17 protein-coding genes are annotated in these 19,403 nt (G+C 42.2%); 7 read left to right on the forward strand and 10 right to left on the reverse strand.

Translation table 11 applies throughout. The annotated features are described in order from the left end of the window. Positions 1-15: 15 nt before the first annotated feature. The 4 genes from NT010_10000 to NT010_10015 form a co-directional block, all read right to left on the reverse strand. Positions 16-1,368 (reverse strand): aminopeptidase, encoded by a 1,353-nt coding sequence (locus NT010_10000; protein ID MCX5806381.1) that lies wholly within the window; start codon positions 1,366-1,368, stop codon positions 16-18. A gap of 123 nt (positions 1,369-1,491) precedes the next feature. Further along, positions 1,492-1,935, reverse strand: a complete 444-nt coding sequence (locus NT010_10005; protein ID MCX5806382.1) for an ATP-binding protein — start codon at positions 1,933-1,935, stop codon at positions 1,492-1,494. Between the two features lies 1 nt (position 1,936). Continuing rightward, on the reverse strand, positions 1,937-2,269 hold the full coding sequence (locus NT010_10010) for an STAS domain-containing protein (protein ID MCX5806383.1): 333 nt from the start codon (positions 2,267-2,269) through the stop codon (positions 1,937-1,939). Between the two features lie 412 nt (positions 2,270-2,681). After that, on the reverse strand, positions 2,682-4,751 hold the full coding sequence (locus tag NT010_10015; protein MCX5806384.1) for an NAD(+) synthase: 2,070 nt from the start codon (positions 4,749-4,751) through the stop codon (positions 2,682-2,684). A gap of 667 nt (positions 4,752-5,418) precedes the next feature. Here NT010_10015 and NT010_10020 point away from each other — a divergent pair. Continuing rightward, the gene (locus NT010_10020; GenBank protein ID MCX5806385.1) at positions 5,419-6,201 is read left to right on the forward strand and encodes a tyrosine protein phosphatase; all 783 of its coding nucleotides are present in this window, start codon (positions 5,419-5,421) and stop codon (positions 6,199-6,201) included. 74 nt (positions 6,202-6,275) lie between these two features. On the opposite strand, the gene NT010_10025 is transcribed toward NT010_10020, so the two are convergent. After that, entirely contained in the window at positions 6,276-7,031 is a 756-nt protein-coding gene (locus NT010_10025; protein MCX5806386.1) for an enoyl-CoA hydratase/isomerase family protein, read from the reverse strand. Positions 7,032-7,516: 485 nt separating this feature from the next. Continuing rightward, on the reverse strand, positions 7,517-8,371 hold the full coding sequence (locus NT010_10030; protein ID MCX5806387.1) for an MBL fold metallo-hydrolase: 855 nt from the start codon (positions 8,369-8,371) through the stop codon (positions 7,517-7,519). Positions 8,372-8,764: 393 nt separating this feature from the next. Here NT010_10030 and NT010_10035 point away from each other — a divergent pair, with 393 nt between their 5' ends. From NT010_10035 to NT010_10060, 6 genes are read left to right on the forward strand one after another with little or no spacing between them, the layout of a single operon-like run. Next, positions 8,765-10,033 (forward strand): TolC family protein, encoded by a 1,269-nt coding sequence (locus NT010_10035; GenBank protein MCX5806388.1) that lies wholly within the window; start codon positions 8,765-8,767, stop codon positions 10,031-10,033. A gap of 1 nt (position 10,034) precedes the next feature. Next, positions 10,035-11,180: an efflux RND transporter periplasmic adaptor subunit gene (locus tag NT010_10040; protein ID MCX5806389.1), complete on the forward strand. Its 1,146-nt coding sequence runs from the start codon at positions 10,035-10,037 to the stop codon at positions 11,178-11,180. After that, positions 11,177-11,851 carry an ABC transporter ATP-binding protein gene (locus tag NT010_10045; GenBank protein MCX5806390.1) on the forward strand — a complete coding sequence of 225 codons (675 nt, stop codon included), beginning with the start codon at positions 11,177-11,179 and terminating at the stop codon, positions 11,849-11,851. The genes NT010_10040 and NT010_10045 overlap by 4 nt, the downstream gene beginning before the upstream one ends. Continuing rightward, positions 11,820-13,043 (forward strand): ABC transporter permease, encoded by a 1,224-nt coding sequence (locus NT010_10050; GenBank protein MCX5806391.1) that lies wholly within the window; start codon positions 11,820-11,822, stop codon positions 13,041-13,043. The genes NT010_10045 and NT010_10050 overlap by 32 nt, the downstream gene beginning before the upstream one ends. Then, positions 13,040-14,260 carry an ABC transporter permease gene (locus NT010_10055; GenBank protein MCX5806392.1) on the forward strand — a complete coding sequence of 407 codons (1,221 nt, stop codon included), beginning with the start codon at positions 13,040-13,042 and terminating at the stop codon, positions 14,258-14,260. Before NT010_10050 ends, NT010_10055 begins: the two co-directional genes overlap by 4 nt. 45 nt (positions 14,261-14,305) lie before the next feature. Then, a complete protein-coding gene (locus NT010_10060; GenBank protein ID MCX5806393.1) occupies positions 14,306-14,839 on the forward strand; it encodes a gamma carbonic anhydrase family protein in 534 nt (177 codons plus the stop codon). On the opposite strand, the gene NT010_10065 is transcribed toward NT010_10060, so the two are convergent. The 4 genes from NT010_10065 to NT010_10080 all read right to left on the reverse strand — a co-directional run bounded on the left by NT010_10065 (position 14,823) and on the right by NT010_10080 (position 19,342). Beyond that, a complete protein-coding gene (locus NT010_10065) occupies positions 14,823-15,596 on the reverse strand; it encodes a transporter substrate-binding domain-containing protein (protein ID MCX5806394.1) in 774 nt (257 codons plus the stop codon). The genes NT010_10060 and NT010_10065 overlap by 17 nt on opposite strands. Positions 15,597-15,809: 213 nt before the next feature. Next, positions 15,810-16,592, reverse strand: a complete 783-nt coding sequence (locus NT010_10070; protein MCX5806395.1) for a M15 family metallopeptidase — start codon at positions 16,590-16,592, stop codon at positions 15,810-15,812. Between the two features lie 296 nt (positions 16,593-16,888). Further along, positions 16,889-18,574, reverse strand: a complete 1,686-nt coding sequence (ettA, locus tag NT010_10075; GenBank protein MCX5806396.1) for an energy-dependent translational throttle protein EttA — start codon at positions 18,572-18,574, stop codon at positions 16,889-16,891. 183 nt (positions 18,575-18,757) lie between these two features. Continuing rightward, positions 18,758-19,342 (reverse strand): hypothetical protein, encoded by a 585-nt coding sequence (locus NT010_10080; protein MCX5806397.1) that lies wholly within the window; start codon positions 19,340-19,342, stop codon positions 18,758-18,760. Positions 19,343-19,403 lie beyond the last annotated feature (61 nt).

The following is a 19,403-nucleotide window of genomic DNA, read 5'->3' on the forward strand; positions in this document are numbered from 1 at the left end:
TTTGAAGCCTCCATTTTATGATTTAAAAAAGACTGTAAAAGCCCTGAATGTTTCGTATATATCGAGTTTGTTTGAAATTTCAAAGGGTGAATGCATGGCAAGCACAGGTGTACCGCAGTCAATGATGTCCATACCGTATACTGCAAGATGTTTTGCAACTGTGCCGCCGCCGCCTGCATCAATTTTCCCCATCTCACCTGTTTGCCAGACTATGTCTTCCCGATCAAAAAGACTTCGTATTTCACCGACATATTCTGCGTTGGCATCGCTGGCGCCGGACTTGCCGCCATGACCGGTAAATTTTGAAATGCATATACCACGGCCAAGGTAGCAGGCATTCTGTTTTTCATGGACATCCTGGTATGTGGGATTAAGCGCACCGTTTACATCAGCGGAAAGCGCCTTTGATTTAAAAAGCATTTTTCTAATATATGTATCATCAGCCTTCATGTCCATACCTTCAAGGATATCATAGAGAGTCATATGGAGAAAAGCAGACTGTATACCCGTGTTGCCTTCAGAACCGATCTCTTCTTTATCTGCAAAAATTGCAAGACATGGACGCCGGGGGTTATATGTACTGCACAGTGCCTCGAGGAGCGTATAAGCACAGGCTCTGTCATCCTGACCATATGCTCCTATCATACTTCTGTCAATACCAATATCCTTTGCTTTAAATGCCGGCACAATCTCCAGCTCTGCGCTTACAAAATCTTCTTCTATAATGCCGTAACGGTCATTCAAACACTTAAGAACGCCTCTTTTAATGCCTTCCTTTTCAATGCCGATGACAGGCATACTCCCGAAGAAGAGCGTCAGCTTTTCACCTTCAATTGCATCAGCCATTTTCTTTTCGTCATGTATCTTCCTTGACAGATGAGGAAGCAGATCGTCTATAACAAAGACAGGATCATCTTCGCCTTCACCAATGGCAAGCTCGATTTTTCTTCCGTCCTTCTTTACGATAATTCCGTGTATTGAAAGCGGGATTGCTACCCACTGGTATTTTTTTATGCCGCCATAATAATGGGTGCGTAAAAGCGCAAGCTCAGCGTCCTCGTAAAGAGGATTTTGTTTGAGGTCCAGCCTTGGTGCGTCTATGTGGGCAGCAATAATGTTGAGGCCGTCAGAAAGCTGTGCCTCCCCTCTTATAAATACCACTGCTGCCTTTCCTCTGTTTAAACTGAATGTTCTTATATCGCCTGGATTGTTTGTAAAGGAATTTTCTGTAAGGCGTTTTTCAATAATATTTATTGCTTCCCTTTCTGTTTTGGCACTGTCCAGAAAGCTTTTGTATCCTTCGCAGAATGAAAATATCTCTTTTACATCTTCTTTTGTTTTTTTTATCCAACCCGATTGTTTTTCCATAGTAACATAGAGTAACAGAATAGGGAAGATGAGTCAACAAAGAGAAAAATAGTTCAATGTGGAGTGTAACGGTGTATAAACAGAAATAAAATCCCGTAATTGAGCTGTACTATTAACGGTTTATTAATTTTCATGATTGTCTTTGTTAACACTTGATTTGAATACAACAAGCGTCAATATATTCTTGTCTTCTTCGCGCCTGTATTGAACATCGTCCATCAGTTTTCTCATGAGAAATATGCCAAGCCCTCCGATTTTCCGATCCGATATATCCAGATCTGTATCAGGCTCTTTAAGAGAAAGCACATTAAAAGGTATACCCGAATCTTCAATTTCTATCATGAATTTATCGTTGTCATCAGACTTACAGACTACCTTTACATCTCCATCAGTATCTTGATATGCATAATTGAAAATGTTGACGAGAGCTTCCTCAGTTGAAATCTCGATTTCTACGGTTCTTTTTCGGTCTATTCCATGTTCGTTGGCACAACCAGAAACGAATTCTACAAGACGCTCAAGATTTTCGAGCTTGGCAGGCAGCTTGATACGCGGAAAAATGCGCATTTCAAATATTATTTAAAGCCGTTGTTTCTGAGTCAAATATACTGAATATTGAATAAAAGCCGGATATTTTAAAAACTTCTTCTACCGGACCCCGTAATCCGGCAAAGAGCATTTTTCCTCCCTCTGCCTTTAATTTTTTTGCGGTAGCAAGGATACTGCGGAGACCTGCGCTGCTTATGTACTCAAGATCAGCGAAATTAACAATAAGATTGTTCTCTCCTTTTGCGATAAGATCGGACATATTTTTTTCAAATTCCGGTGCAGTAACTGCATCAATTCTGCCCTTAACTGAAACAATGGGTATATCCTTTTCTTTTCTGGAATTGATCTCCATAGTAGCTCCTTATCTTTTTAGTAGATTTTAAACGATGGATACAAAAAAATCAAAGAAATTAATTATAAATGAGATATAAAGTACTTCAATATTATGATATCCAGATCAAAGTCAAAAAAATAGTTCATCCGGTTTTTGTGTACTTATATAAAACAGCTTTCTTCCTGGAATGCACACTGCGTGGTTTTTGCCTGTGTTACTGCTTCATTCCTATTATCAGCTGTTTAGGTCAAACAGGCAGTATATTGACTTCAAATTCAAAGCGAGTATATGGCATTTTGACCTTGATCGTGAATTATCAAAAGAAATGTTGGTTTAATAAACAGCGTCATGGGTACAAAAAAGCAAGGCTTGAACCCCAGCCTTCCTCTTTGCTTCTAACAATCTATTCAGTAACAAAAGTAGTTCGGTTCTATCCCTGATCAGTCTCCGGGATGTTGTCAAGATCGGCAAGCCAGGGCGTCGCCTCGCTGTCGCTCGGTGCGCGGTAATCGCCTCTCGGTGATAGAGACCCGCCTGATCCGACCTTGGGTGAGTTGGCTATACAGCTTCTTTTATACTGGCTTGACTTGAAGAAACGCTCGATGAAGACCTTAAGCCATTTCTTGATTTCGCCAATGGTGTATTCGTGTTGTCTTTCCTGCGGGATGTTGGGCCATGTGCCGCTGTTTTTATCGTGCCATGCAGACCAGGCCAGAAAGGCAACCTTTGCAGGCAGAAAGCCGAAGCGGAGTATGTAGTAGAGATGAAAGTCCTGGAGCTCATAAGGGCCTATGACGTGTTCTGAGTGCTGCTCAGGCTTATCTTCGTTATTGCCGGGTATGAGTTCAGGGCTGATGGTTGTCCCGAGCACATCAAAAAGCACACGGTTTACCTCGTCGCCGAGAAAACCCTTTTGTGCCGCCCAGTGGATAAGGTACTGAATGAGTGTCTTAGGTACACTTGCGTTTACATGGTAGTGAGCCATATGGTCTCCTACGCCATAGGTGGACCACCCCAAGGCCAACTCGCTCAAATCACTTGTCCCCACCACCAGTCCCTGATACAAATTGGCAAAACGGAAGAGATGGCTCGTGCGTTCGCCCGCCTGCACGTTCTCGAATGCAATGTCGTAAACCGGCTGCCCTTCTGCAAAGGGATGGCCGATGTCCCGGAACATCTGCATACAACTCGGCTTGATGTCGATCTCGCGGGTTGCACATCCTATCACTGTAGTGAGCCGTTGTGCCTGATCGAGGGTGCGGGAGCTTGTTGCGAACCCCGGCATGATTAAGGCACCTATGTTCGTTCTCGGAAGTTCTAAAACATCCATTGCATGGGCGCACACGATGAGGGCCTGCGTCGAATCAAGCCCCCCGGAAACGCCGATGACCACCCTTTTTGTGTCCGTTGACTTAAGTCTCTTTGCCAGCCCCTGCACCTGGATTTCATAGACCTCCTTGCAGCGATCATCCTGTCCTGCCCTGTCGCTTGGGACAAAGGGAAACCGTTCGTAGGTGCGTTCAATCAGGAGTCTTTCCTGACAGGGAAGGTCTGCCTGCAGATGGATCGTACGGAATAGGGCAAGGTCATTGTGGTGGCGTTGTGCGGTCTGACTGAAACTGGTCTGTCTCATGCGTTCCTGGCTTAAGCGGTTGAGATCGATGTCTCCGGTCACTATCTGGGAGCTGTAGGAAAAACGCATTGATTCTGCAATGCGGGTGCCATTCTCATAGATAATGGCCTGACCGTCCCAGGCGAGGTCTGTGGTGGACTCGCCGAAACCGGCAGCGGTGTAAATGTAGGCAGCGAGGCAGCGCGCCGATTGGTTCGCCACGAGTTGTCTCCGATAGTCATCCTTTGTCACGGTCACGTTTGAGGCCGAAGGATTGAGAATAACCGTTGCTCCGGCCAGTGCTGCGTAAGAAGACGGTGGAATGGGCACCCAGAGGTCCTCGCATATTTCAATATAGAAGGTGAAGAGAGGCTGGTCATCAATCCTGAAGAGCAGCCTGTTACCGAAGGGAATGTCGGTCTGGTCTATTAATGCAATGCTGTCGCGCAGCGCACGGTCGCCGGGTGTAAACTGCCGCAGCTCGTAAAATTCCCGATAATTGGGCAGGTAAGTTTTGGGGACTATCCCGTGGATGTGCCCCCGGTAAATGACAGTCGCACAGTTGAAGAGCATGTCGTCTATTTTGAGAGGCAGACCCACGATGGCAATGACAGGGAGGTCGCGTGTTGCTACGAGCACCTCCGACAGTGCCTGCATACAGGCGGAGAGAAGGGCCTGCTGGTGGAACAAATCGTCACAGGAGTAAGCAGAGAGCCCCAGTTCTGGAAAGACAACCAGTATCGCTTTTTGTTCGGCAGCCTTGCGCATCAACGCTATGGTTTTTTCCGCGTTAAAAGCCGGGTCCGCGACCTTCACTTCTGGTACAGCCGCGGCCAGACGTATAAAATCATGGTTGTAAATGTTGAAAAACTCCTTACCGGCATCCATTCCTTTTATACCTCTTTATTTTCTGCGCATAACTTTTTTCCTGCTTATGCAGCAATCTCTCGTCAATTCCTTATTGATTACTATTTATGTCTTTGCAATTCAAGGGAAATATGAAAATAAGTGGTTGCAGCAAAGCATTATGTCGCCGATGGGGTTGTGCATGAGATGTTTTGTTACTTTTTCCTGGAGTACTCTATTCTTTCAGCTTCAACAATGCTTCTCTCATACCTCCCGAAACCGAATGAGTTGTAAGCCACCGTAGCCTGAAGGTCTTGAGCCACAATAAGGACACTTGCCCGGATTTCCTATGATAAGCTGGATGCGTTACATACTGCTGCAATGTTCCTGTTATCAGGCATTTGCCGTCAGTTTCAGAAAACAACATTTTAAATACTAAAATCAAATTCGCTGAAATGTCTCTATGCTTGAGTTGTATGTGTAAAAACTATTAGAAAGTACGCATCAACTGGATGAATCAAAAAATTCACACAACTTTATCAAAGAAAAGAGATTTTTTCAAAAAAACCTGCAAATCTTATCAGATCAGCTATCAAAAAAACCGTGTCATACAAGATGAATAGTTAAGTGATACTAATTTTTATGTACAGTCATATGGATTTGATGTAATAATTTATTTTCCAAATGATAAATTAAGGGATTATGACCTGTGATTGACCTTCATACCCATATTCTTCCCGGTATAGACGATGGTGCGCGAGATTTGGAAGAGTCCATCGAAATGTGCCGAATAGCTGCCAACGACGGGATAAAAACTATTGTTGCTACCCCGCATACGGGTAATGGTTTATACCTTATGAGTCGTGAACATGTTTTATCAGAAGTGGCTCTTCTTAACCAGAGGCTTATTGAATGTAGTATTCCTATCAATATACTTCCCGGGACAGATGTCCATATCGGAACATATTTTGATGTTGAAGAGATGCTGGAGCAGGGCGAGGCAATAACAGTAAACGATAATAAACGCTATCTGATGATTGAATTTTCTGGGAGTTTTATTGCTTCAAATTTTCTTGAATTGATACTTAAGTTGGAATCAAAGGGGATAACGCCCGTTTTTACACATCCTGAAAGAAATATCATTATTCAGGAAGATGTGGACGTGCTCTTTGACTGGATTGGAAAAGGAGGATTGGTCCAGCTTACGGCCATGAGTCTGACAGGTGACTTTGGCAGAAGTATTAAGAGGTTTTCCGAAGAGCTATTAACCTCACATTTGGTTCATATTATTGCCTCGGATGCGCACTCAGCTTCAGGGAGACCACCGGTGCTGTCAGCAGCAAGAGACATTGCAGCAAATCTGGTCGGCGCTGACATAGCTTTTCAACTTGTTGATGAATTTCCTTCAGACATTATTAACGGCAGAACTATTGTTGTGCCTGAACCTGTTCATAAAAAACCAGGCTTCTTCTCACGCTTTTTTGTGAAATAAACTGCTACTGGCTTCAGATGATAGCAGTTTATCCCGGATATGTCATTCTCAACGGTGTCGGGTATTTCAGGTTTTTATTTTTTCTTTAAAAAACCTTCTATGCGCTCTTTGAAAAGTGGTTTAGATGCAAATTCAGCTACATAGAATCTTTCCTTGTCCAGGTGGTTGGAAAGCCCGAAAAAGAGAGCATTGTTTACAAGGTCCTTGAAGTTTTTAATAGTTTCCATCGGAAGAGCCTTAAGATTTTTTATTGTTTCGGCCAATTTAGCTTCAAGCTCCTCATCTTCACAAACCATATTCACAAGACCCATTTCCAGGGCTTGTTCCATATTGACATTACGGGAGAAGAGATACAGCTCGTTAAACTTTTTTGCCCCTATAAGCCTCGGCAGGAATATGCTTCCCCCGCCATCGGGTGTGAGCCCTATTCTTCTGTATCCCATATTCATGATCGTGTTTTTGGTGGCTATTGACAGATCACATGCCAATGAAAGTCCGAAGCCGGCGCCGACGGCAACGCCCTCAACAACGGCAATAACGATTGCAGCAGTTCTCCGTATCAGCTTTATACTTTCATTAAGTAAGGCTGCCTCAGCATCAATTAAAGCCTCTGCGTCCTGAGCCTCCTTAAATGCAATAAGGTCTCCGCCTGAGCAGAAGGCTTTCCCCGATCCTCTGATGACGATAAATGGAGGCTCTTTGTCATTGGCCCTTTGCATGGCATCGTAAAGACCCTTGAGCAGATCAAAATCCATGGCATTCTTTTTCTCCGGTCTGTTGAGTGTGATTGTATATATCCCATCATTGTAAGATTCCAGAACTACTTCCATTAAAAACCTCCTGTTTTAATTGTTGGTATGGTCAAAAGTTTCAACTCCATTGTTTTGTTTTATCACATTTTATTTCAGGTTTTTCTCTTGGTCAATCAACGGCATGTTCGAAAATTTTCATCTGCGGCGGTCTGCTTCGCCTTGCGATCCTCCAGCGTACGTTCAGTACGCTTGCGGTCTGCAAAGCTTACAGCCCATCCACATCTGCAAGATTTTTACATGCCGTTGCCCACTCAAGCCGGATTAGCACCTGTCTTTACTCGCTGATGCTAATCCGGCGGAAATGAAGAAATCTTTCTTCATTTCCCATACTTCGCTCTCCCTCACCTAATTTTATCTTGTAAATATTTGTTAATGTTCATTATTCCTGCTAATTTTTCATTCAACTTCTGACAATACCTTGCAATTAAAAATTAGAAATTATGAATTTGGAAGATAAATTCCAAACCCGAAACTCATAACCTCCTATTTTAGCCTTTAATTTGTTAGGAAAACTCAAAAACACTACCTGCTGATGCGTATGTGCATTTATTTCCAAGTTCATGGAACAATTTTTGTGCTGCAAGGAGACCGGTACAATGTGAAACGCCCAATATCTTAATATCTATCTGTTTTAGTATGTCTATCGAATACATTAATTGCTCTTCAGTAAGGGACCCCAAGTGTGTACCGCCGATGACAGCATAAAAAGTTTCAACTCTCAAGCTTTTTGCTATGTGCCATAAAGTGTTTATTATTCCTGCGTGTGCACAACCAAGCAAAACAACCACCCCTTTTTTTGTGGAAAGGATAAGCGCCTGATCGTCAATAACATCATCATTTGTGTAAGCTGCACCGTTTTTAACAAAAAGAGCTTTGTCAGTCTCTTCAAAATGCGTTAATCTTGGAATCTCACCTGTAAGGAAGATACCTCCTTCGATTTCCTGAAAGTCCTTGCTAAATTTAAATGATATCCCTTTTGTTTCAAGGAGAATTTGTCTCTGCGGAATTCCTATAAACTCTCTATATTCTTTCCCGTTGTTTTTTAATATTTTGAATTTTTCATCAAACACAGAAGGGTGGCAGTGTACATCAATGGGGCTGACAACATCAAGCACACTGATAAGTCCTCCTGTGTGGTCGTAATGTCCATGACTCAAAAATATCTTTTTCACCTTGCCCAAGTCTTTTTTAAATGCTGCTGCATTGTACAGGATGCTGAGGCCTGAGCCTGTATCAAAAAGATATGAGCCTATATCCGTCTCTATAAAAGCAGAGAATCCATGTTCGCCTATGCCGAAAATCTTACTGACGATATTTTCACAAAGGATTGTGATTTTAAGATATTCTAATGTTTTCATAGCCTGTCCGTCTAAATCAGGAATATTTCCTATGATTAAATATTTGAAAAAAAATTGCAATATAAAAATGTGCAAAAGAGGGCGGTTTAGCATTAATAAAACGACATTATTGTCGGAGTGTTTTTATCATTCTCGACATTTACTTCCTGCAGGAATCAGGTTATCATTTCAAGCTTTACAAAAGGTTTCAGGAATTGCATTAAGTTGCGAATAAGTTGCTTTCCGGCATAACATTTGCTTTTAACATTTATATATTATTATTATATTGACACGAAATTATTTGCCAAATAAACTGAACAAGGGGTTTTCAGCTATTCAGAGAGAACAGGTACGGAGGTGGTTTTGAAAATATGTTGTTTATTTAATATACATTGCAAAAGTTCTTATAACTTCATGAAAATAATATTTTGTACCTTCGCTGTTTTTTTGTTCATACCTATAGAGGCATTTTCAATAACTCTTGATGAAGCCGTCCAAAAGGCAATGGGTGTTTCACTTCCGATAAAAGAGCAGAAGGAGACGGTAAAAAGAACGGAATATTCATATATATCGACTATTGATCCATATTTGCCGAGGATTGATATCCAGGGTTCCTATACGCGATATTTAAACAATATGTCGAAGGAGAATACAGGATCAGGAATCATAACAGGTCAGGATGCTTATGGTGCAACAGGAAGCGTATCATACAGACTGTTTGACGGGGGCTTACGGTACGCGCAAAGAAAAGGTTCTTATTCACTCATGGGCAGGGAGTTGGAAAAATTAGAAGGAATAAAGGTTGATGTTCTCCACAATGTAAAAAATGCCTTTTTTTCAGCCCTTGGAAAAAAGACTGTTGTTGAAAAACGACAGGAAGCCTATGAGACATCAAGGAAAGTATACGAGTTAACAAAAGGAAGGTTTGAGGAAGGGATTAACAGGAAGAGCGATGTGCTGCAGGCTGAAGTGCAGTCAACTGCTGCCATGATCGATGTAGTTGATGCCAGGACGGATTATGCCAAGGCACTGGAAGACTTAAAATCACTTTTGTTGATGGATCCTGGTGAAAAAGAGGATGCAGAAGGATCGCTTGAAGTCCCAAAATTTAAAGGGAATTATGAAGAACTGGTGCAGAGAGCTATCAGTAAGAGACCCGATGTCGCTGCTCAGGTAAAGGAAGTGGAAAGACTTGGCATGGTGTATAACGAAAAAAGGAGCGAATGGTTCCCGAAGATTGATGCACAGATACAACAACAAAGGCAGGACAAAACATTCTTTCCTGAAGGAAGACAGGATACTTTTATGCTCAATTTCACTTTCCCCCTCTTTGACGGGGTAGGGCGGTACTACAACGTGCAGGGTGCATCAAAGGATATACAGGCTGCAAAGTACAGACTCGAAGAGATTAAGAGGAATGTGAAGCTTGATATCATAAAAGCGTACAAGGATTATGAATTGAGCCTTGAGAACATAAGGATGTACAGTGAACTCCTGCGGCAGGCTGCATCGAATTTTGATCAGGCTCTCGGGGAATATAAGGCCGGGAAAGGTGATATACTGACGCTGCTTCAGGCTGAAAAAGATTTGGCAAAGGCAAAGGAAAATCTTGTGATGTCCATGTACAAATCGAATAATGCCCTGGCATTTCTTGAAAAAGTATCTTACTGGAGTGAAAACTGATATGAAAATGACTAAAAAAAATATAGTTCTGCTAATCATAGCGGTTGTGATCATAGGCGGGTTAATAATCTACTTTGCCGGCAAAAAAGGCACATCGGAAAAAACAAGAAGTGAGACATTCATAGCAAAAAAAGGGAACGTGACATATTTTACCGAACAGACAGGCATCATAAAAGCCCAGGTTGGAGCGATTGTAAAAGTAGGGACAAGGGCTACGGGAACACTTACACAGCTGCGATACCAGGTAGGCGATTATGTAAAAAAGGGTGAACTTATAGCGAAGATAGATGACAGAGAGATCATCGCAAATGTAAAGAATAACCAGGCATTCATCGAAGAGCAGAAGAGAGACCTGGATTCCAAGAATGCACAATATGCCTACGCCAAGTTGAATTATGAAAGAGAGGCAAGACTCTTGGAGAAGGAATTTACGACGAAGGACAGCGTGGATAAGGCTAAAAGGGAACTGGATATAGCTTTAGCACAGGTAGAACTGGGGAAAGCAAAGGTAAATGAAGCTGTTGAAAAACTTAAAGCCCTTGAAGTGTCTCTGAGTTATACGAAAATATATGCTCCTATCTCAGGCTATGTATCAACGGTCTCCACGCAGGAAGGAGAAACTGTCGTATCCGGCCTTTCTGCGGCGATTCTCATCACGATTATCGATCCCAGCAAACTTGAGATGTGGATTTATGTTGATGAGACGGATATAGGAAGAACAAAAACAGGGGTGAGAGTAGAATACTGGGTAGATACATATCGTGATAAAAGATTTCCAGGAAAGATCAGCATGATTTATCCGCAGCCTGAAATAAAGGATAACATCGTCTACTATCTTGCTATTGTGAAGATAGACCCGAAAGATACGACACTCCTCAGACCGGAGATGACAACCCATGTTCGTATTATTGTTGAAGAGAAGACGGATGTGCTTGTTGTGCCGAATAACGCTGTCCGGTTCGAGGAAGGGAAAAACGTTGTATATGTTGACAAGGGCAAAGAAAAACCTGAACGCAGAACAGTGACCCCCGGCATAAGGGATGATAGCTTTACAGAGATTGTTTCAGGTATTGCCGAAGGTGAACGCATTGTTATACCTGTTGCAAAAAAGGCTCAATCAAACAGCACTCCAGGCGTAAAGAAGTGATTAGCCTCAAGCATATAAAAAAGAGTTATTTTATCGGAGAACGTGAACTGCCTATCCTCAAAGGCATAGACCTGGCGATCGGACGGGGTGAGTTTATTATTCTCATGGGCGTTTCAGGGTCAGGCAAGACTACTCTGATGAATATAGTAGGCCTTCTTGATAAACAGACAGAGGGTGAGTACGAGTTTATGGGCACAAGCATTGACGGCCTTAATGATGAGGGGCTTGCTGCACTCAGAAATATGCACATAGGTTTTGTTTTTCAACAATTCTTTTTACTTCCCTATTTGAATGCTATTGAGAATGTCCTGATCCCCATAGTTTATTCAGAAAAACAGATAAAACATCCCCGTGAAAAGGCCAAGCAACTTTTGGGAAAATTCGGTCTTGAAGAGCGGATACACAACAAGCCTTCCCAGCTTTCAGGCGGTGAGCAGCAACGGGTTGCCATAGCGAGGGCGCTTATTAACGATCCTGACCTTATCCTTGCCGATGAACCTACCGGTGCATTGGATTCTAAAACCGGCAATGAAATTATGGAACTGTTTAGCATGCTCAACGGAGAAGGAAAGACTGTTATTGTTGTTACCCATGACCCGAAGCTGGCCTCTTTCGGCAACAGGCTGATAAGGATTGAGGATGGAGCTATCTCTCAAGATATCACAACTTAGAGAATTTCTCGAAGAAATATTTAAGATTCTATATTATTACCGGGGGAGGGTAATATTTTCTTTTGCCGGTGTTGCCCTCGGCATACTTTCCATTTGCATTATTATTACTACAATTGACGGTGCCAACAAGAAGGCTCATGATATTTTTGAAGTGCTCGGTCCGGATTCCATCATGGTTTTTGGCGGTGGGGAAAGGCAGCGGGCAGCAAGAGTGAGGACTCTCAGCTTAACATTTCGTGATGCAGAATCGCTTTACAGGATAGAAGGAATCTACGACTTAATGAAGGTTTATCAGGTAAGGAATGTTATGATGAAGTATAAAGGGGAAAAATGGCAAACCCAGGTAGTCGGTTCTACCACGAATTACTTTGAATCCTTTTCATGGGGTTTTCAGTTTGGTTCTGTATTTACTATTGGAGACTATGACAATGCAGAAGCAGTCTGTGTTATTGGAGCAAAGGTATACGATGAACTCTTTCATGGTGAAAATGCCCTTGGAAAGGCGATTCTTGTGGGTAAACTTCCCACAAAGGTCATTGGTGTTCTTGAAGAAAAAGGCGGCGGCATGGGCGGCCCCAATCTTGACGACAGAGTGATCATGCCATTAACAACGGTAATGAGCAGGATTGCCAATGAAAAACGATATCTGGGCATGATGAGGCTCAAGACCAACAGGGATATCGACAAAACCGTTGAGGATGTGAGAACAGTACTCAGAAACAATCATGGTCTTCGTGGGACAGCAGAGGACGATTTTACTATAAGGAGTTCTAAAGACATCATGAAGTTTGTTACGGTCATCTCGGGCCAGCTTTTCCTTTTCCTGGGTATAGCAGCAATAGTGGCACTTGTTGTCAGCGGTTTTGTCCTTGCTAACCTTTTCTATTTGACCATACAGGAACGGCGCAAGGATATTGGGATAAGAAGGGCTTACGGGGCAACGAGAAGGGGCATCCTGCTTTCCTTTCTCTTTGAATCGATAATAATTACTTTAATGGGTGGAATAGCAGGTGTCCTGCTCAGCGTGATACTTGGCGGGACTTTCGAAAAGCTTTTTGATATTCCCATGTTATTTTCCTTTAAGGTCGTTATTTTTGCCCTCTTCTTCAGCTTTCTAACCGGTTTGCTTTCCGGCCTCAAACCGGCGTTACGTGCGAGCAGGATTGAACCTATAGAGGCAATAAGGGGATGATTTATTCATTCAAATTTTATCTAAAGATAGCCTTTCAAAATCTTGTCATACACAAAGGAAGGATGGGACTTGCACTGCTCGGAATCCTTTTTGCGGTTATGAGTCTTGTTGCCTTCGGCAATATCAGCGATGGTCTGAAAAGACAGATTGATAATGAAATCAGCAAATTTGGAAAAAATCTGATTATTCTCCGGTCGGGGATTGTGCGCGTGGGAGGAGGAGGCGCGCATCAGTTTGGTGATTCGAAGACACTGAAACTTGAAGATGTGAAGAGGATCAAAGAATCCCTTTCGGGCATTGTGGAAGCTGTGCCTTTTTTTGATATTTCCTATCCTGCACGCTATGAAGACAAGACGCTCACTGTGAGTATTACAGGGGCTACAGACGCGATATTTAAACTAAGAAATTTAGATCTCATAATGGGCAGGTATTTCACGAATAACGATGATCTTAATACAGAGAAAAAGGCGATAGTCGGATACAAGGTGTTGGATAATCTTTTCCAGTCACAGAGTCCGATTGGCAAGTATATCCTTATCTACAGGGTGCCTACAGAGATAATAGGCGTAATGGATGAAAAAGGGACTGATTTGTCCGGACAGGATCAGGATCTGCAGGTTTACATACCGCTCAATACCCTTATGAGGCGTTACAGCAATGTGGACTACATTAAGGGTGCTTATCTTCAAATGGAGGATGGTATTTCCCTCGTTGAGATGAAGGACAAACTAAAGATGTTTGTAAGGAATCTGCACAATATGAAACCGGAGCAAAAGGACGATTTTTCTATTTACACTATGGATGATATTGTAAAAACCCAGGAGCAAGGTATTCGACTTGTATCAATTCTTACTATCATAGCTTCTACTGTTTCATTCTTAATAGGAGGACTCGGTATTTTTGCTATTATGCTCCTTTCCATATCCGAGCGAAAACTGGAGATTGGGATTAGGAGGGTTGTCGGTTCCAGGAAAAGAGATATTATATTTCAGTTCCTCACAGAGTCGGTTATTGTGGCACTGGTTGGTGGGGTTTTAGGTGTGGCTGTGGGGTTCATGATTACCATGATTGTCAGTTATTTTAGCAAACTCCCCTTTTCTTTGTATCTCGGAAATATCGTACTTTCTTTGATTATCAGTACAGCAGTGGGTATTCTGGCAGGTATTTACCCGGCAATACAAGGAACGAAGTATGAGCCGATAAGCGTTCTTTACTGAAGATGTCTATTAATACATGATTTCAATATAGGTGGGGTAAATATTATGCTGTATAGTTTTGATGGAAAGGAACCGTATATCGGCAAGGATACGTATGTGAGCAAACACGCCCTTGTTATTGGCAGTGTAGAAATAGGAGATAACTGCTATGTTGGTCATGGTGCCATATTACGCGGTGATTATGGCTCTATCCTTATCGGCCCGGGCACAGCAGTAGAAGAAGGGGTCATTGTCCATGCGCCTCCGGATAAGTTTTGCAAAATCGGGGAAAAGGTTACAATAGGCCACGGTGCAATTGTTCATGCTGCACAAATAGGAAGTTTGAGCGTAATAGGCATGGGGGCTGTTTTAAGCATATATTCCGAGATAGGTGAAAATACCATTATTGCAGAGGGGTCGGTTGTAAAAATGAGGCAGATTATACAGGGCGGTATTGTGGCAGGAGGCAACCCTGCAAAAGTTATCCGTAATATAGCCCCAAAAGATGTAGAATACTGGGGAATGGCAAAACAACTATATATAGATCTTGCCAAGAAATACCTTAAAAAGGGGATGCAGGAAATTATCTTTTCCCCTTAAGCCCCTCTATGTAATATTTCATTTTTTCGTCAATGAGTTTGTCCACTGTGCCGTCCTTGACAAGTTTCTCAATCTTTTTGTTAATCTGCGGCATATATCGGACAAATTTAGATTCCCTGGATATGGCAATGCAGAATGTTTCTGATGATGCATAAACCGGCAGATATTCAATTTTATCTGATATTCCGAGCTTCTCGGCCTCAATTAATCCAGAATACATTCCTGAAATGAAATAATCTGCTTCCTCTGATAGTATTTTATTAAAATTATCTTGAGTTTTACGATATCTGGTAATTGTCAGTTTTTCGGCGATGAATTTATCAAACTCCGTTCCGAAACTATCGCCAATCGTAGTTGTTCCGTTTTTTCCTATCAAGTCAGCCCACTTTTCATAAGGGAATGCTTTACCTTTTGCTACAAAAATAACAACAGGGTCTTTCATATACGGGATAGAATAGTCCATTAATGATTCATTTTGTTTTGTTATGTAAGTACCTGCCAACAGATCAACATCCCCCCTCTGGACGCCTTCCTGGGTCTGTGTCCAGGAACCTTTGTATTTTGAATCAACAGTAATACCAAGTTCCTCGAATGCCATCTTCACGATTTCCGGTCCCACTCCAACGATATTATCACCTTCCTGCCACATTACAGGCGGGTATTCAGGATGACCTGATACCACTATAATTTTTGCTGCGTGTACAAAGCTTGCAGTGAGAAGAAAAACAGCAAAGGCAACAAATATTTTAAATTTCATAATATACCCCCTATGACGGTCTCTTGTATCATTACAATCGTATTATTTTCTTCCGATGACCTGCAAGGAATAATCCGGATCATTGATTTATTCTCTCTTGCTCTTTGTGCTCGTTAAAAAGGGATTTACTGGTTTGTTTATGGGAATCTCCTTTTTCTTCTCATCATGCTAACATATATTAATTTATTGTAGAAGCTATTATTGTAAACTGTATTATTCAATTACGAAATCAAAATAAGTAGCAGGGAAGGGCTCGTCTTTTAACGTAAAGTGCCACCATTCCTTATCATAATTTTTGAAGCCTTCTTTTTCCATCAGTATTTTAAGGAGCATCCTGTTAATCCTTTGTTGCAATCCGACTTGTTTGTTTCCTGGATGGGACAATTCATGAAAACAATCAAAACCGGTTCCCATGTCGATACTGTTATCTTTGAATCTTTTATCAACAGGCAGAAAACATGCAAAGAGGCTCTGTCCCGGTGCATAAGACTCCTGTTCCGTTACAGGTAAAGGGACAATGGTCAGATCAACTGTGCTGCCCCTGCTGTGACCTGATTTTGCCGCAATGTATCCGTCTTTGAAAAGGTTTACTTTGTCTACTGTTGAGTAGAACTCTTCCTTGGTTTTTGTATTGTCAATTTCCTTTGCCCATCTCACGAAATGGTTTACCGCCCTCTGTGGACGATAACAATCATAAATTTTCAGGGAGAGGGAAAATCCTATTAATTCTTTCTGTATCTTAGACAGGGCTTCTGCTGTTTTTCCGGTTAGAAAGCATTTGGAGGCATCATATCCGTCAACTTTTTCCCCGACAAAATTATGCGGGCCGGAATATCTGATATCGAGGACAATTGATGGAATTGCTTTTTGAACGTCTACAAAACCTGCCGGGATGTTGCTTTCCGGAAAGCATGTTCCCGACGTTAGAATCTGGATTATTGAAATAAATAAAATTATTGAAATTATAAAGATTGCTTTTTTCTTCATATTTTCCATATGAACCACCTATTTTTATTTAGTAACTTTTAAGATATTATGATGTGCCGGCATGGGATTTCGAGGTTCAGTCTGTTTCGTTGGCCCGGAGGCCAGGGATTAAGATCAATCAATTGATTCCTCGAAGTTCTGCTTCGGGGTGACCACATTCCCTCGCCCCTTGAGGGAGAGGGCAGGGTGAGGGGGTGCGGGGAGGTTCATTTCCCGAAATTGCCCACGCCGTCCGTTTAAACCGATATAAGCCGATGAGTACGTCCTTACAGTAAAACTAAAATCTGAAGAAATTCACAAAACATTTACTCTCTGGTCAGGTGTCTGTATTTGATACGATGGGGCTGATTTGCAGCAGGACCGAGGCGGGTCTTTCTGTCAGCTTCGTACTCGGAATAATTTCCATCAAACCACACCACTTTGCTGTCACCCTCGAAAGCGAGCATGTGTGTAGCAATACGGTCGAGGAACCACCTATCGTGGCTAATGACTACAGCGCAACCGGCAAAATTTTCCAATGCTTCTTCCAGGGCACGCATGGTATTTACATCCAGGTCATTGGTGGGTTCGTCAAGGAGAAGGACATTGGCTTCTTCCTTTAACATGCGGGCCATATGGACGCGATTTCTTTCACCTCCTGAGATCATGGAAACCTTTTTCTGCTGATCTGTACCGGAAAAATTGAAGCGGGCTACATAGGCGCGAGAATTTACCTGCCGTTTGCCGAGTTGAACAACATCATCTCCGTCGGAAATAACCTCCCAGATGGTTTTATTCGGATCGAGGGCGTCGCGGCTTTGATCTACATATGCCAGCTTTACGGTTTCTCCTATCCTGAAAGTGCCGGAATCAGGCTTTTCCTGACCAGTGATCATACGAAAAAGGGTAGTCTTTCCTGCTCCATTCGGTCCGATAACCCCTATAATTCCACCTGGAGGAAGTGTGAAGGTCATATCTTCCGTAAGAATGTTGTCGCCGTATCCCTTACGTACGTTATTAGCCTCAATGACGATATCACCAAGCCTGGGTCCTGGTGGGATATAGATTTCCAGTTCCTTTGAACTTTTTTCGACATCACGACTTAGGAGCGCCTCATAAGAATTGATACGCGCCTTTGCTTTTGCGTGGCGTCCCTTGGGAGACATGTGTATCCACTCAAGTTCGCGTTGCAGGGTCTTCTGTCTCTCGCTCTCGGTCTTTTCTTCCTGTTGCAGACGATTTTTCTTCTGTTCCAACCAGGAGGAATAATTTCCTTTCCAGGGGATTCCTTGTCCTCTATCAAGTTCCAGTATCCATCCGGCCACGTTGTCGAGGAAATAACGGTCATGAGTCACAGCAATGATAGTGCCGGCATAATTTTGCAAATGGTGCTCAAGCCATGCCACTGTCTCTGCGTCAAGATGGTTGGTCGGCTCATCTAGAAGCAAGATATCAGGTTTTTTTAGGAGCAGTCTGCATAAAGCAACACGGCGTTTTTCCCCTCCAGAGAGGATATTAACCGGCGTATCTCCCGAAGGACAGCGCAGGGCATCCATGGCCATCTCAAGGCGCGAATCAAGGTTCCACGCATCCATTGTTTCCAGTTTCTCCTGCACTCCACCCTGTCGCTCGATAAGTTTATTCATTTCATCATCAGACATTGGTTCAGCGAATTTCTCATTAATTAAATCGAATTCTTTAAGAGAATCCACTATTTCCTGTACACCCTCTTCTACAATCTCCCGTACTGTTTTTTTGTCATCCAGTTTCGGTTCCTGTTCAAGGAGTCCTACGGTGTGGCCGGGAGCAAGCACTGTCTCACCATTGTATTCTTTGTCCAATCCTGCCAGAATATGGAGAAGGGAGCTTTTTCCGGACCCGTTCAGGCCAAGAACGCCGATCTTTGCTCCATAAAAATAGGAGAGATAGATATCTTTCAAAACCGGTTTTTTGTCGTAATATTTGCTTACCCCGATCATGGAGTAAATAATCTTGTTCGGTTCATTGCCCATGCTTATTTCCTATTCCTTTTTATAGAGATTTTATTTATATGGTAAATATACCATAAACTCTGTTGGCAAGTATAGTCATGACTGGAATCGGAAGGACTCCGTCTTTGCCGGAGTCCTTGACTTTTTATAGCCCCCTGTTTCTTTATTTTTTCTCAGAGGGCATTGTATGAAGGGTGCCTGGAATCAAATCTTTTCAACGAAATTGGCAAGACCCACTGCAATTCTTTTTAAGGCATGGGTGAAATCTATATACAGATAAGATGCCTTGGGCATGCAAACGCCTGTTATGAGCCTGTTTTGATGAACAGTATCATAATTGTTAACAAGTTCAATCAGTTTTTCTTTTGCTGTTACAACGTTATCCATCAGGTGCGAATTATTGGTAGTAACATAATCTTTAGCATCCCTGAACTGTACGTAAGTAATTTCAAGGAGACTTCTTATTTCCTTTACCGCTTTATCGCTAAAAAGGACGTTGGTCTCAACTTTAATAAGCATTTTGTTAATCAGACTGGTTATTGCTAAAGCTATCGGCTGAAAAGCGAGAACCAGATTAACGTACCTTATCTCGATTTCGTCCTTTTCTTTTTCTGCAAATACTTTTTCTACAAATGGTAAAATTGCGGCATGCATATGCTCGAATTTGGATAAACATTCTTTTAACAAGGTCCGATTATCTGCAAAAAACCCTTTGTACACGTCTTGAAGGATAGGTATTATTGCTTCAAATGTTTTATAGAATCGTTCGTTTAATTCTTTTTCTTCCATTTTACCTCCACAACTGGATTATTTTATATGATTTCATATTTATTTATAGCACATGAACTTA

The sequence above is a fragment of the Pseudomonadota bacterium genome (assembly GCA_026388275.1).
GTDB lineage: Bacteria > Desulfobacterota > Syntrophorhabdia > Syntrophorhabdales > Syntrophorhabdaceae > JAPLKB01.